The organism is Ochrobactrum sp. S1502_03, assembly GCF_044435015.1.
Taxonomy (GTDB): Bacteria; Pseudomonadota; Alphaproteobacteria; order Rhizobiales; family Rhizobiaceae; genus Brucella; species Brucella chromiisoli.
Map to the genome: position 1 here is coordinate 35,097 of NZ_JAYEXN010000018.1, position 13,765 is coordinate 48,861.

Sequence of the window (13,765 nt, forward strand, 5' to 3'; positions counted from 1 at the left end):
TGAGGAACCACAACCATGCGACGGATTAAGTTTATACTCGCTGTATCAACAGCGCTCACCACACCTGTTTTTGCACAAGAGCAAGCAGAAACAATTTTAGAACCAATCATCATTGAGGCGACAGGCGGCAAAGGGGTAACGGAAACGACCGCCGGTGACGTTCAGGGTTATCGTGCTCTCACCGCGGCGTCTGCAACTAAGACAGCTACACCGATTGAGCGCATTCCACAGAACATTCAGGTCATTCCCAGAAAATTACTCGATGACCAGAGCGCTAATTCTGTGAGCGAAGCGCTCAAAAATGTTAGCAGCGTTCAGCCGCAAGATTCACGCAGTATAGGAAATGTTGAGCAAGTGCCAATGCGCATTCGCGGCTTTGGCGCGGAACGATTGACGGATGGATATCCGGGAAATCTATTCGGCGCCGGTGATCGGGACGGACTGGTCAACGTCGAGCGCATCGAAGTTCTAAAGGGCCCTAATGCGATCCTTTATGGCGGCGGCGCAGGAGCGCCCGTGGGTGGCGTCGTTAACGTTATTTCCAAGCTGCCTTCCAACACGGCAAGCTATGAAATTGGAGGCAGGATGGGTAGTTACGGTTATTGGAGCCCGTATTTTGATGTTAATCAGCCATTGTACAAAGACGGTACTGCGCTATTCCGTATGACGGGCGAATATACCGGAGCCGACAGCTTTATCGATGTCCTGGAGAGCAAGCGCTACAGCCTCAATCCCACACTGACACTGACAAACAATGACACGACTTCGCTGACAATCCAGGCATTCATGTCTAATCACAAGCAACAGGCATATCCAGGCGTACCCGTTTACGGAACAATCCTGGGCGATGTTCGCTTTAATGATCGGTTGTTTTTCGGAGATCCCGACATTGAGCCAAGCCACGCGAAGCAGCATGGTGTAACCGCAACGTTTGACCATGAATTCAACGACGTTTGGTCTACCAACATAAAAGCACGCTGGAGCAAGTCTGAGATTAATCAGCTGGCACAGGCAGCACTGATGGACCCGACTGGTACCGGGGGCTTTCCAGCGATTCCACCGTCGACATTTGACGTCAATAATATGGAGCATTTCGACGAGCAGCGGGAATTTAGCTTTAACCCCACAGTCCAGGCGAAGTTCAGTGCTGGACCAACTGAGAATGTGCTGCTGTTTGGTGCCGACTATGCACGTACAACCGACAAAGGCTTCATGACGATGGGGCTCGTACCGGGTGTTGTCGATCTGGAGAACCCAATCTTCCCGAGATATACGCGGCCGGTAATCGGTGTCGATGGAATGGCGTTCTTTGACTTTGACGTCAACTATGTCACCAAAGGCGTTTATGGTCAGCTTCAATCCTCAATCTATGACCGTGTGCACGTTCTGTTAGGCGGCCGATTTGGTTCATTGGATGTCAGCTATGATGAATTGTCGAGCGGCACGCCGGTCAACTACAAAACCGAAAAGACAAAGTTTCTTCCAAGAGCCGGCGTTATGGTTGACGTACTCGACGGGCTTTCGGTCTATGCCAATTACAGTGAGGGAATGAAATGGGTACCATTCTCAACCTTCGTCAGCCAGCCAGAACCTGAGCTTTCCAAAAGTCTTGAATCTGGAATTAAGTTTAATGTGAATGACGCGCTGACAGGCACTTTGGCTGTCTTCCAGATTGATCGTGAAAATGTTCCTTACCAGATTTCTCCCGGCGTTGGAGGAGTGTCAGAGCAAAGATCTCGTGGGTTTGAAGCGGATATCCTCTATCAGCACACCCCAAATTGGAGCATTCTCGCGAGCTATGGTTATACGAATGCGAAGTTCGTTGATGCGACCAGCACTGTGGCAGCAGATACGCGCGTTCCGATGGTGCCGGAACACTCCGGTCGGCTTTGGGTAAATTATGAGTTTGGTCCTAACTTCATGCCCGGTTGGAGCGCAGGTGCAGGAATCTATGCGGCCTCTGATCAGACCATTAACGCTCAATATGACTGGAAGACTGACGGCTATTTCACAATCGACGCCAAGATCGGATACGAGAACGAGAAAATGCGTGCCTCACTTTCCGTTCAGAACCTGACCGGTGAAAAATACTTCACTCCATACACCTGGTTTGGTGGTCAGGTTGCACCGGGCGCACCGCGCACAGTATACGCCCAACTTGGCTTTAAGCTCTGAGGAGTAAACCATGACTTTAACACGTCGACAATTTGCGGCAGCAACCCTGGCCGCAGCTTCGGCAATCGTTTCAACATCATCGGCATCTGCACAGGAGCTAGAAGCTACTCCCCACAGAGACAAGCAACCAGAACCAATTCCTCATGACATGTCTTCTATGCCTGATGGCTGGGTAAAGAACGATCAGATCGCAATTTTGATCTATCCAGCAATGACCGCTCTCGATATGGTCGCTCCGCACTACGCTTTCGCATCCCTCATGGGTGCGAAGGTGCATCTTGTTGCCAAAACACGTGATCCGATTGTGTCAGACAATGGTTTGACAATCATGCCAACGGCAACGTTTGATGAATGTCCACAAGATCTCGATGTAATATGCATTCCCGGTGGATCATCGGGAACACTCGCTGCGATGAAAGACGACAAGACGCTGGACTTCGTCGCAGACCGAGGAGAAAAAGCAAAATTTATAACGTCAGTCTGTACAGGCTCTCTGGTTCTTGGAGCTGCAGGCTTGCTCAAGGGTTATCGCGCAACGTCCCACTGGGGCGCACGGGAGCTATTAAAAGAGTTTGGAGCCGTACCAGTCGATAAGCGTGTCGTCATAGATCGCAACCGTTTAACGGGTGCAGGCGTCACGGCTGGAATGGATCTCGGTCTGACAGTCGTTGCGCAGCTTCGTGATGATTTCTATGCGCAAGGCGTGCAGCTGATGGCGGAATATGCACCAGAACCGCCCTATAATGCTGGGACGCCGGCTACCGCTCCTGAACCCGTCCATCAAATGATGGCAGACATGTTTGCTGGCTTCGTCAGTGAAACATCTCAAGCAGCTAAAGAGATTGTCGCGCGACGATTTTAACGAGAATTTTATAGTTATGAGTTGAATTCAAGACTGCTCCCTGTCTCAACAAAATGCAAACTATCCTTCAAAAGATAGCTCAGGCTCCCCTTACGAAGGGAGCCTTTCAAGTTGCGTATCATTTCTGGTTTTGTGATCGTTCAGCGATATCTTTGAAACGCGCATGCGCGCTTTTGGGCAACTTATCGGGAAGAGTTAAAGTTGCTATCGGGTGCTCACCCACCTGGATCAGCATCACCATACCCATATCGTAATGAGGAGTGCACTTTATCCCATAAAAGCCGCCTTCCGTGAAAACGACTTCGATTTCCTCGTTGATCTTTCCTTTAAACGGTTCAGCACTTTCCGGATAAAAATCTGCAATACTGGCAGCGTTATGTCCCCGCTGCGTTGCGACAAATTTCACACGGTCGCCTGGTGTAATGCGCAGGTAGTCCGGCTCGAAGACCATTCCGCCTGTGGCGTTTCCGTTTAACATTTTGACCTCGAAGGTCTCAGCCCCCGCAGAAAGTGCGCCGCAGGTAATGAGGATTGCTGCAAGTGACGCCTTAAACAATATCTGTTTCATGGGCGCATCAGTTAAGCTTTTCGATCGCGTCGGCGACTGCTTCAATGCCATCTGGTATCCGGATACCGGCATGAATTGCATGGGCATCCACAATAACAATCCTGTTATTCTTAACTGCATCCATTTCCCGCGCAACCGGATCGGTTTTCAGAAAATTGAGCCTCACCTCATAATCATCTGCCTCAAACCGGCGCCGGTCCATCCGTGCGAGAACGATGATTGAGGGGTTCGCCTTAGCAATTGTTTCCCAGCCCACCGATGGCCACTCCTCATCCGTTTCAACAACGTTGCGGATTCCAAGGGTCTTCATGATATAGCCCGGTATGCCTTTCTGACCGGCCACAAACGGATCGAGTTCAACGTCAGGGCTTGAGAACCAAAAAACTGCCGAGATATTCTTGCCCTCAGCAACTTTTGACTTCTCGCTCGCAGCAGCAATCCGATCCTGAAGTTGTTTCTTCAGCTCAGCGCCGCGCTCCTGAACGTTGAATATCTCCGACAACTCATCGATAGCCTGATAAACCGTCACGATATCAAAAGCCGTCTTTCGCGCGCCATCTCCACCGATTAGGTTGTCCTTGCCCACACAGTCAGCAGGCATCGCATAAACATTTATGCCGAGCTCATTAAACTGATCACGATTGCCAACCACACCCTGAGGACCAACATGCACTTCGAATTGTGTCGTTACGAGATCCGGCTTCCTGGAAACAACATTTTCGAAGCTCGGATGATTGTCGGCGAGACGTTCGACTTTGCTGTTAATCGCCTTGTAAGCAGGCAGAACTTCGTTAAACCAGACTGATGTTCCAATGACCTTGTCGCTAAGTCCGAGTGCATACAACAGCTCGGTGGTTGACTGCCCGACAGTCAGCACACGCTCAGGCGCAGCTGTAAAAGTTACATCCTGTCCGCAATTGCTTAGTTTGAGGGGATATTGTGTTTCATCTGCGTTCGCGTTCGATAACAGAATATAGACAGCTGCTGTGAAAAATGCTGCTAAACGTAATGACTTCATTGGCTCCAGTCCCGACCAGTTGAGCCGGAAGAGCGCAAAGAATGGTACGGGCCGGCGATCAGACCGATATGTCAGGTCTGGACAGGCCCTCCATCCCCCGGACACCCCGCCGACGGTAAGTGCAGTTCTGTCGGCAGGTCTCCTGACTGGCGGATCACTGTCCTGCTCTCCTTCCCAGGCTGTACAACCCAGTGGATACTGATCAGGACTAGCCGCTTACAGTTGCGGGGGCAGTTTCTTTAAGCAGCAATTACTGCTGTGAATTCCCTGTTCGTCCCATTTGGGAACCGACACGCTGAGGCTAGTTCATTCGCTCGCTACGGGCAACAGCCTGGTGCATTTCATTCGGGTTTGATCGCACTGAGAACGAAGAATTTAATCAGTTGGGTATCATCATCGTAGACTGGGCCATATGGATGTTGTGGAAAATGATCCTGCCAGGACTTTGTCTGGGCAAACCCGGCAAGAGAGAGCAGTTTGAGCGCATTATCCTCGGTAACGCCATTATAGAAAGGCAGTTTTGCACCAAACAGCTCGTAACTATTGTTCTCGCGATGCTCAAACCAGACGCCGTCAGATACAACGATTTTTCCGCCTGGGCGAAGAATCCGATGGGCGAGCGCAATGGCCCCTGCCGGGTTCTCCAGTGTCCACAGTACGTTCCGGAGGGTGACAATGTCCGCGCTTTCATCTGCAAGGGGAGCTTCATCCATTGTCGATTGAATGAACCAGATATCAAGCTCCTTGTCGTTAGCTGTTTCCGTCGCAAGGCGCAGCATCTCGCGCGAACCGTCCACTCCGGTAACCCGATGGCCAAGTTTTGCAAGTAAAAGCGAACAGGCACCGGTCCCGCATCCCAGATCAACAACATCGAGAGCATCTGCTCCGATTACATGTGAGAAAATATTTGTCCAGTCATCTTCCAGCCGGACATGCGATGCCGCGCCATTGAACCGATGCGCCCGGGTATTCCAGTGTTCTGACATTGCTTCCGCAACCGAAGGAGATGATGCGCGCATTGGTAAGCCTTATTCTGGTTAAGTGTGTTGGTCTGTCGTGCGATAAACATTATTGCGGAGGCGGATAAGACTGATGTTTCGGTTCTTTGAGATAAACGGTGCCGGGGGCGAACAATGCCAGGAGAGGTACCGTAAGAACAAGCAAGCCTGCCACAGTCAGCGTCTTACTCTCGCCGGCGAACGTTATGAAAGCAGGCATCAGTGCGAGTGCCAGAGGAGCGGCGGCGTAAGACACCAGAAAATCGATTGACGTAACACGTCCCAGCAATGGCCTCGGAATCTCTCTTTGAATCGCTGTAAACCAGGGAATATTGAACAGTTCGATGCCAAACCCACCCAGAAAATAAGCCCCTATGATGAGATAGTCAATTTGTGACAACAAAGCGAGCGGCACGAACCCATAAAGCGCGAGACCTGTGAAGGCCGATAACCCTGCATAATGTGGTCTCCATTTCGCCAGGATCAGACCACCAGACAGAGCGCCGATCGCGTAGGAGCCAAGGGCATATCCGATAAATGAATTCCCACCAAGTGCCTCGCGACTGATTACCGGAAGCAAAAGCTGCTGAACACTGCTACCCACACCCAGCCATATCAGCAAAGCGAGAATGCCCGCCAGAAACCATCGATGTTTCCGTGCCTCAGCGATACCCTCCGCGAGCGAAGAGAAGAAACTCTCTGAACGCGCGCTTTTTCCACCGCATACAGGCTGCGCAGGAACACACGTGAAAGCGATGATCGATGCAGCGATCCAGCAGATTGCGGCCAGCGTTATCACAATTCGGACACCGGTAGTGGCATAGAGCATAACAGCCACCATCGGGCCAGCCGTTTGTAAAATGCGGGCGCTCAATGTTGAGAGTGCGTTCCCGGACTGAAGGAGATCCTGATGGAGGATATCCGGCATAATCGACTGGTAAGCACTCCGGAATGCACCTTCACCACCGCCAGCCAGAAAAAGGCACGCTGTCACTGCCACAAGTTTATTTCCCGTCAGCCATGCAATAGTAAGGGCCGCGCAACCTCTGACGGCACAGGCAATGGCGAGCACATTGCGGCGATCAAACCGATCTGCCACGTTTCCGCCGATCAGTGCACCCGCCAGAAATCCGAACGTACGCCCAGATAAGGCTATCCCCAGCGCCCCAACGCCCTGGTTCCAGTCCAGGATCCATAGCGTTAAGACAGTTGGCAAAACTGTCGTGGCTGCGATCGAAAGGCTATAGGCGAGCCAGATAGAGGCGAAATCGCGATTTCGCAACGGACCGAGAATCGTCATCGTCCGGTTTCACCTCAGCAAGCAGACAAAAGCCTGCGGAAGACACGGACGCCAAACTTCAGTGCATCGACGGGAACGCGTTCATCGACAGCGTGGAACAGACCCCATACGTCGAAATCTGCGGGAACTTTCATTGGCACAAAACCGTATCCGTTGATCCCGATCTTTGAGAGAAGCTTGTTATCGGTTCCACCAGGCAGCAGATAAGGAATGATAGTGCCGTCAGGATCTTCCTGCTTAATAGCTGCGGCCATTTTTTCCATAAGCGGCGTGTCGACCGGTGATTCAATCGTCCAGCCAAATGTCCATTCGATATCGATGTCTGGTCCAACGAGTGCCTCGACTTCTTTCACAAAAGCGTCCTGTGCGCCAGGCAGAACACGGCCGTCGATCACGGCTTCAGCAGACGAAGGAATAACGTTTCGTTTGTAACCCGCATTTAGCATGGTGGGATTGGCGGTGTTTCGAAGTGATGCTCTTAAGGTTGACGCGAAAAAACCTAATGGTTCAAGCTGAGCGTCGATGTCATCGTCACTGAACTGCAACCCCAGGAGTTCACCCAGACCATCGAGCATTTTGTTGAGGTGCGGTGTGCGAACAATCGGGAAGACATGATTGCCAATCCGCGCCACAGTCTCGGTGAGCCTTGTAATAGCATTCTCAGTGTTCACCAGTGCCCCGTGCCCCGCCGTTCCGCGAGCGGTCAGTTTAACCCGGGCGACTCCCTTTTCGGCGGTTGCGAGCGGATAGGCCCGCTTCCCGTTCGGAAGGGTGATCGAGAAGCCGCCCACTTCACTGATAGCCTCAGAAGCGCCGTCAAACAGGTGAGTTTCTTTCTCAGTCAGCCATTGGGAGCCATAGACGCTGCCGTTTTCTTCATCGGAAAACCACATAAAAATGACATCCCGCTCGGGAATAATCGCTTCTCGTGCAAGATCGCGGGCGACGGCCAGCATCATCCCCGCCATGTTCTTCATATCGACCGCGCCACGGCCATAAAGCATTCCGTCGCGGATCTCGCCTGAAAAAGGTGGCACGGTCCATTCCTCATCATTGGCGGGCACGACATCAAGATGAGCATGCAGGATGAGGGCAGGAGCAGATTTATTGCTCCCTTCCACACGATAAACAAGATTGGCGCGTCCGGGCACAGGTTCGAGATAAGTCGACTGAAGTCCCAGTTCACCGAGCTTATCACGTATAAAGGCCGCGGCTACTGCTTCACCATCACCGACCGTTTCAGGGTTTCCAGTATTCTCAGACCTTATCCGGATGAGAGTTTGTACAAATTCAACAACTTCCCGCTCAAGAAGCTGCGTGCATTTTCCGTCGATGGCTTTCTGCATCGTTACATTCCCTGCAGTGTCAGATTTCTAAAGGACTCTCGAAAGAAAAGCCTGTGTCCGCGGGTTCTGAGGTTGATCCAGAACTTCGTGCGGAAGACCTCTTTCAACGATCCTGCCCTGATCCATAAACACCACCGTGTCAGCGACCTCTTTTGCGAAACCTATTTCGTGCGTGACCACGACCATGGTCATCCCGCTTTTCGCAAGATCTTTCATGACTTCCAGGACCTCGCCAACGAGTTCCGGATCGAGTGCAGAGGTGGGTTCGTCAAACAACATGAGATCGGGCTTCATTGCCAGTGCGCTCGCTATGGCGACGCGTTGTTGCTGACCACCTGACAACTGTGCCGGATATTTTAGAACCTGTTCACTCAGACCCACCCGATCGAGCAGGGATCTGGCGAGCGGTTCAACGTCGCGTCTCTTCAGCCCTTTCACGAGAAGCGGGCCCGACATCACGTTTTCAAGTGCGGTCATATGCGCGAAAAGGTTAAACCGTTGAAAAACCATTCCGATGTTGCGGCGCTGCGACGCTATTGCAGCTTCCGTCAAACAATAAAGGCGGCCGTTCTTTTCTTCGTACCCGATGACGTCGCCATTAACACTTATTGTCCCGGCGCCAATCGTTTCCAGATGATTGATGCATCGCAGAAGTGTGGACTTCCCCGAACCTGATGGACCCAGCACGACACAAACCTCGCCTTTACTGATGATGAGATCCACATCATGGAGAACCTGAAAGGCGCCGTAGAACTTATGGACACCCATAATCTTCACGCACGGGGTCGCGGATTTAGAAAGATCGGGGCTCATTGGCTTTCCTTCGCTGCTATTGTCGTTTGCGAACGGTCAACGCCTCGACCGAAATAGCGTTCAAGATACGACTGGCCCCACATCAGCAGCGACGTGATAGACAAGTACCAGATGCCTGCAACTATAAGCAGCGGTATGGGCATATAGAGTCTATTGGAGATGGTATTTGCTGCGAAAGTAAGATCATATGCAAAGGGTACAGCTAGAACCAGTGATGTGGTTTTCAACATGCCAATGGTTTCATTGCCAGTCGGTGGAATAATCATCCGCATTGCCTGTGGAATGAAGATGCGGAACATTGTTTTCATGCGTCGCATGCCAAGGGCTTTCGCGGCTTCTGTCTGCCGTTCGTCAACGGCCTTAAAACCAGCACGGAAAATCTCCGCCAGATATGCCGATTCATTGAAAGCCAGTCCTGCAATCGCCGCGATCGCCGGAGTAAAGACGTCTTTGGTCCTGACGTCGAAAATTGTCCCCACAAATGGCAGGTCTAATGAAAACCTTGGATAGAGCACAGCAAGCAGCCCCCAGAAGACAAGCTGGGTGTAAACCGGGGTTCCGCGGAAGAACCAAACCCACAGCCAGCTCAACGTGGATAGGACTGGATTGCCTGAACCCCGCATGATGACGAGGATGGCGGCGATGGCGATAGATACAGCCATCGCCACGACGGTCAGAACCAGGGTCCAGCCGACACCCCGCACAATCTGTGGATCGAAAAGATACTGCCCCACAATGTCCCAATGGAAGTTTTTATTCGTCGCCAGACTGCTTGCTATACCAACAGCTAACAATACCAGGACTGCGGTTAGTGCCCATCGTCCGTAATGCCTCACAGGCACAGGGCTATTAAGCACAATTTCCGGTCGCAAATGTGGAGAGGTCATTTCGATTCCTGCTTAACTGATCAAAGGTCTCGTTCGTCCGAACGGTTATTCGTCCACCTTCGGATTGACCTCGGCCTTCTCCAGAGCTGCGGCCTGAATGCCCCATTTTTCCATGACCTGACCGTACGTACCGTCCTTGATCAGCACGTTCAGCGTATCCGCGACCAGTCCGGCCCACTCAGTCTGGCCTTTCGCGACCGCAATCCCGTTGGGAGATGGATAAGTGATCTCACCGATGGTCTCGAGCTGCCCATTCGTCTGTTTGACGGCATATCCGATATTGGTGGAGCCGGCATAAATTGAGTCAACAGCGCCATTAATCAGTCGCGTTATGAGATCGGTCTGTTTGGGCATCGATACAATTTCGATTGTCGGCTTGTGTGCGTCTTCACATGTCTTCTGAAATTCTCGTACAGCTTTTTCACCGGTTGATCCCGTCTGTGTTCCAACAATCTTTCCACACGGATCGTCGGGATTAAATTTCGAAGGATTTCCTGCCTGTACAGCCCATTGCTTGCCTGCGTTGAAATAGCTCACAAAATCAACGGCATTATAGCGTTCGTTTGTAATCGTGAATGCGGAAATGCCCAGATCGTACCGCGGACCAATAGCTGGCAGGATGCTGTCAAAATGCGCGGTTAAAAACTCAAGCTTGACGCCCCATTTAGCTGCCATTGCTTTGGCAAGATCAACATCAATTCCTTCAGGCGTCTGGCCATCGGGACCGCCCAGGAATTCAGCTGGCGGATAAGTCGTATCTGAACCGATTGTCAGCGTACCTTTCGATTTGATTTCAGCAGGCAGCCTGCTTGCGAGTGCCTCGTCTTTATTTATTGAAGCTGCATCGAAATCAGCTTTTGCGACGATTACAGAAGCCATGACCGCGAGGCTTGCCAGCAGCGATGTAGAAACACACAGTTTTTGAATGCGTCTGATTGTGAACATTCAGTTCCCCTTTTTCTGTCACAGGCCAGCAGCGCGATACTCGTTTCGTCGGAACGCGTCTTAGGCATAATGAGATCGTAATTTTCGATCACATACAGAACAAGGGAACCTGCATCATAACTTCATGCTCAGATGTTATGATCTGTCTACCTGCTCTCCATGAGAGCCGTTATGAAATCGCGCACGAGCAAAGACTTCGGCTTTGCAGGCGGTAAAATCAGTAAGCTTTTAATCTGAACAGCTGGTTCGAAGGGTTTCAGAACCACTTTGTTCCTGTCAAGCGATCCGAGCACGTAGGGGCTGACCAGTCCGATCCCGACGCCCTCTGCGACCAGTGAACAGACCGTGGATGCATAAATAGTTTCAACGACAACATTCGGCTTAACGCCTTCACCGGCCAGGATCGCTTCAAAGCGTTGCCTCGCCCTGTCTTCAGCGACATAAGCAACGAAAGGATGCCCTGATATGTCTGTGGGGCGGATCGTCTCTCTGTTCGCAAGCGGATGATCCACAGGCATCGCAATCATGGTATTGGGGGATAAAAACAGTTGGTGTGCCACACCCGTAACGTCGATTTCATCCGCCGCCAGTCCGACGTCGAATTGTCCGGACGCAACCAGATCGCGCACATCCCGCGATCCTAGGACGTGGAGCGTTACATTGATATCCGGATGTCGCGCACGAAAACGCGCAATTGCTTTGGGAACCAGGGTTGATCCGAGCAGAGAAAGGGACGCGACCCTTAACCGACCAGAGCCCTGATCACGGATGCGGGCAGCTTCCGACTTAATGGTGTCCAGACCCCGAAAGGACGCATCCACGGACTTATAAAACTGCCACGCTTCAGGCGTTGGAATTAATCGCTGACGAACACGGTCGAAAAGCGTGAATCCCACATCAGTTTCGAGATCTGACAGGGCGCGACTTGCAGCGGGTTGTGTGATTCCAAGGAGTTCTGCGGCTTTTGAAGCAGTTCCTGCCCGCATCACGGCGGCGAAAATTTCGATCTGTCTAAAATTCATATTGCCCGACATTATCTCTTTGGCCCGGCCATTTCGATACAGGCAGCAATACCATGCGAGACTAGCCACAAAGCGAAAGATACCCGCTTTGTGTGTATATGCAAATTGTTATCGAAGTACACTTACTGGAGTTTTGAAAGCATCTCCGAAAGATCCTGCCAGAGCTCCTGTTCGTCTTCCAGGCCAATACTGATCCGCAAAACTGTGCCCTTTGACGTCCAGGGATTGACCGTGCGTTCTTCTTTAAGAGCGGTCGTCGCAATCAGACTTCTCGTTCCGCCCCAGGATGCACCAATTGCAAAGGTCTTAAGTTCGGTCATGGCGGATTCGAGATTTGCCTCTGCTCCTGATTTTAGCACAACACTAAACACACCAGCAGATCCTGCAAAGTCGCGCTTCCAGAATTCGTGGCCCGGGCAGGACGGCAGCGCGGGATGCAAAACGCGTTCAACCACACTGCTTTGCTGCAAAGCCTGCGCAAATTCCTCAGAGACCTTCCCAACATGCCGTAGACGAACGCCAAGTGTCTCAATGCCGCGCAAAGCGAGTGCAACCTCATCCGGAGACACCCCGATACCCATATCGCGCAGCACCAGCTTAATTTTTTGACGCAGTTCAATATCTGCCACAGTAATGGATCCGAGCAGCAGATCCGAGTGGCCACCAATATATTTGGTCAAAGCCTCAACCGCAAAATCTGCGCCATGGGACAGCGGCTTAAACAGCAATGGTGAAGCCCAGGTATTGTCACATGCTGTTAAAACCCCTCTGGATTTCGCAGCTTTGATAATTGCTGGAACATCCTGCACTTCCATCGTGCCCGAACCTGGCGATTCAATCCAGACGAGTTTCGTGCGATCGTCAATTTCGTCTGCGATCCCTGCGCCGATAAGTGGGTCATAGACGTCGTAGTCAATCCCGCGTGGCTTCAGATAATCCTCGCAGAAATAGCGCACAGGCGAATAGACGTGATCTGGAATGAGCACCCGGTCCCCGGGTAGCAGGAACGTCAGTAAAATCAGCGATGCGGCAGCTTGTCCGGATGGGACGAGAATTGAGCGGACTCCGCCATGCAGCAGCGTGAGCTGCTGCTCAAGCACACGGGCGGTCGGCGTTCCGTGCAGACCGTAGGTATAGCCGTCGAAGCCTCTTTTGCCGCGTGCAGAAAATGATTGAGCATCGGGGTAAACAATCGTGGATGCCCGATAAGTTGGCACTGCGAGGCTTTTGAAACCTTCGTGCGAAACTTCCGGATGATGAACGCAACGTGTTGAATCGTGCATGGAATTTCCTTCCTCAGTTGAGAAATATTTTAGGCGCTTCATAGCGTGTTCATCAATCCACGCTCAGGCATGACATCATAACCAAATCTTATATAAATAACCGTTCCGCTTAATCAGGACCAATCCCCTTGGATATCTGCCGACATGCAGATGAGAAGCTTAATCCGACGCAGGTGGATGGGCTCGTAAGATCTCAGAACCACAGTTCAATTGAGGGTTATTTTTTAGTAGCGGCGTCTTACATCAATAATTTCTTGCCGCTTTCAATATATGGTCGCTAAACTACCGTGATGGAGATTGACTGTACTCTTCGCCTAGGACAGCCAGTTAGCGGAGCAAAGCAGTTGGCTGCGCCGGATTTCAGGTAGTCGGAATTTTCAGCTTGATGTTCCCTATTCAGATTGTCGGAACTGTATTCTGGGTGTGTCCTCTTGAGCGATGCTAAAATGGTGTCCGTATTGCAAGGGCCGCATGCATCAGGAAAGCAAGCGCATCAGCAGACAAATCGGTTTGGCCGTGTCTGTGAAAAAAACGCAATGCCGCGCCCG

The 13,765-nt window shown here is 51.6% G+C and carries 12 protein-coding genes and 1 riboswitch; of the genes, 2 read left to right on the forward strand and 10 right to left on the reverse strand.

Translation table 11 applies throughout. The annotated features are described in order from the left end of the window. Positions 1-15 precede the first annotated feature (15 nt). A complete protein-coding gene (locus tag VBH83_RS12770) occupies positions 16-2,175 on the forward strand; it encodes a TonB-dependent siderophore receptor (protein ID WP_396998043.1) in 2,160 nt (719 codons plus the stop codon). A gap of 10 nt (positions 2,176-2,185) precedes the next feature. Then, positions 2,186-3,037, forward strand: a complete 852-nt coding sequence (locus tag VBH83_RS12775; RefSeq protein ID WP_396998045.1) for a DJ-1/PfpI family protein — start codon at positions 2,186-2,188, stop codon at positions 3,035-3,037. Positions 3,038-3,155: 118 nt separating this feature from the next. On the opposite strand, the gene VBH83_RS12780 is transcribed toward VBH83_RS12775, so the two are convergent. The 10 genes from VBH83_RS12780 to metC form a co-directional block, all read right to left on the reverse strand. Next, the gene (locus VBH83_RS12780) at positions 3,156-3,656 is read right to left on the reverse strand and encodes a pseudoazurin (RefSeq protein ID WP_396998047.1); all 501 of its coding nucleotides are present in this window, start codon (positions 3,654-3,656) and stop codon (positions 3,156-3,158) included. Next, complete coding sequence (locus VBH83_RS12785) at positions 3,613-4,623, reverse strand: ABC transporter substrate-binding protein (RefSeq protein WP_396998049.1); 1,011 nt, start codon at positions 4,621-4,623, stop codon at positions 3,613-3,615. Before VBH83_RS12785 ends, VBH83_RS12780 begins: the two co-directional genes overlap by 44 nt. A 114-nt stretch (positions 4,624-4,737) precedes the next feature. Further along, positions 4,738-4,930, reverse strand: a riboswitch (cobalamin riboswitch). A gap of 34 nt (positions 4,931-4,964) precedes the next feature. Continuing rightward, positions 4,965-5,642, reverse strand: a complete 678-nt coding sequence (locus VBH83_RS12790) for a class I SAM-dependent methyltransferase (RefSeq protein WP_396998051.1) — start codon at positions 5,640-5,642, stop codon at positions 4,965-4,967. Positions 5,643-5,691: 49 nt separating this feature from the next. Continuing rightward, positions 5,692-6,921, reverse strand: a complete 1,230-nt coding sequence (locus tag VBH83_RS12795) for an MFS transporter (RefSeq protein WP_396998053.1) — start codon at positions 6,919-6,921, stop codon at positions 5,692-5,694. Between the two features lie 14 nt (positions 6,922-6,935). Beyond that, a complete protein-coding gene (locus VBH83_RS12800) occupies positions 6,936-8,267 on the reverse strand; it encodes a M20/M25/M40 family metallo-hydrolase (RefSeq protein ID WP_396998055.1) in 1,332 nt (443 codons plus the stop codon). 27 nt (positions 8,268-8,294) lie between these two features. Next, entirely contained in the window at positions 8,295-9,080 is a 786-nt protein-coding gene (locus tag VBH83_RS12805) for an amino acid ABC transporter ATP-binding protein (protein WP_396998057.1), read from the reverse strand. Then, the gene (locus tag VBH83_RS12810; protein ID WP_396998059.1) at positions 9,077-9,967 is read right to left on the reverse strand and encodes an amino acid ABC transporter permease; all 891 of its coding nucleotides are present in this window, start codon (positions 9,965-9,967) and stop codon (positions 9,077-9,079) included. The genes VBH83_RS12805 and VBH83_RS12810 overlap by 4 nt, the downstream gene beginning before the upstream one ends. A 45-nt stretch (positions 9,968-10,012) precedes the next feature. Beyond that, entirely contained in the window at positions 10,013-10,912 is a 900-nt protein-coding gene (locus tag VBH83_RS12815; RefSeq protein ID WP_396998061.1) for an ABC transporter substrate-binding protein, read from the reverse strand. A 146-nt stretch (positions 10,913-11,058) separates the two neighbouring features. Further along, positions 11,059-11,934 carry a LysR substrate-binding domain-containing protein gene (locus VBH83_RS12820; protein ID WP_396998063.1) on the reverse strand — a complete coding sequence of 292 codons (876 nt, stop codon included), beginning with the start codon at positions 11,932-11,934 and terminating at the stop codon, positions 11,059-11,061. A 122-nt stretch (positions 11,935-12,056) separates the two neighbouring features. Next, positions 12,057-13,217, reverse strand: a complete 1,161-nt coding sequence (gene metC, locus VBH83_RS12825; protein ID WP_396998064.1) for a cystathionine beta-lyase — start codon at positions 13,215-13,217, stop codon at positions 12,057-12,059. Positions 13,218-13,765 lie beyond the last annotated feature (548 nt).

Bases quoted from the DNA above. Each gene is read 5' to 3' on its own strand.
- VBH83_RS12770 (WP_396998043.1), top strand. From the start codon at position 16: ATGCGACGGATTAAGTTTATACTCGCTGTATCAACAGCGCTCACCACA.
- VBH83_RS12775 (WP_396998045.1), top strand. From the start codon at position 2,186: ATGACTTTAACACGTCGACAATTTGCGGCAGCAACCCTGGCCGCAGCT.
- VBH83_RS12780 (WP_396998047.1), bottom strand. From the start codon at position 3,656: ATGGCATTGAAGCAGTCGCCGACGCGATCGAAAAGCTTAACTGATGCG.
- VBH83_RS12785 (WP_396998049.1), bottom strand. From the start codon at position 4,623: ATGAAGTCATTACGTTTAGCAGCATTTTTCACAGCAGCTGTCTATATT.
- VBH83_RS12790 (WP_396998051.1), bottom strand. From the start codon at position 5,642: ATGCGCGCATCATCTCCTTCGGTTGCGGAAGCAATGTCAGAACACTGG.
- VBH83_RS12795 (WP_396998053.1), bottom strand. From the start codon at position 6,921: ATGACGATTCTCGGTCCGTTGCGAAATCGCGATTTCGCCTCTATCTGG.
- VBH83_RS12800 (WP_396998055.1), bottom strand. From the start codon at position 8,267: ATGCAGAAAGCCATCGACGGAAAATGCACGCAGCTTCTTGAGCGGGAA.
- VBH83_RS12805 (WP_396998057.1), bottom strand. From the start codon at position 9,080: ATGAGCCCCGATCTTTCTAAATCCGCGACCCCGTGCGTGAAGATTATG.
- VBH83_RS12810 (WP_396998059.1), bottom strand. From the start codon at position 9,967: ATGACCTCTCCACATTTGCGACCGGAAATTGTGCTTAATAGCCCTGTG.
- VBH83_RS12815 (WP_396998061.1), bottom strand. From the start codon at position 10,912: ATGTTCACAATCAGACGCATTCAAAAACTGTGTGTTTCTACATCGCTG.
- VBH83_RS12820 (WP_396998063.1), bottom strand. From the start codon at position 11,934: ATGAATTTTAGACAGATCGAAATTTTCGCCGCCGTGATGCGGGCAGGA.
- metC (WP_396998064.1), bottom strand. From the start codon at position 13,217: ATGCACGATTCAACACGTTGCGTTCATCATCCGGAAGTTTCGCACGAA.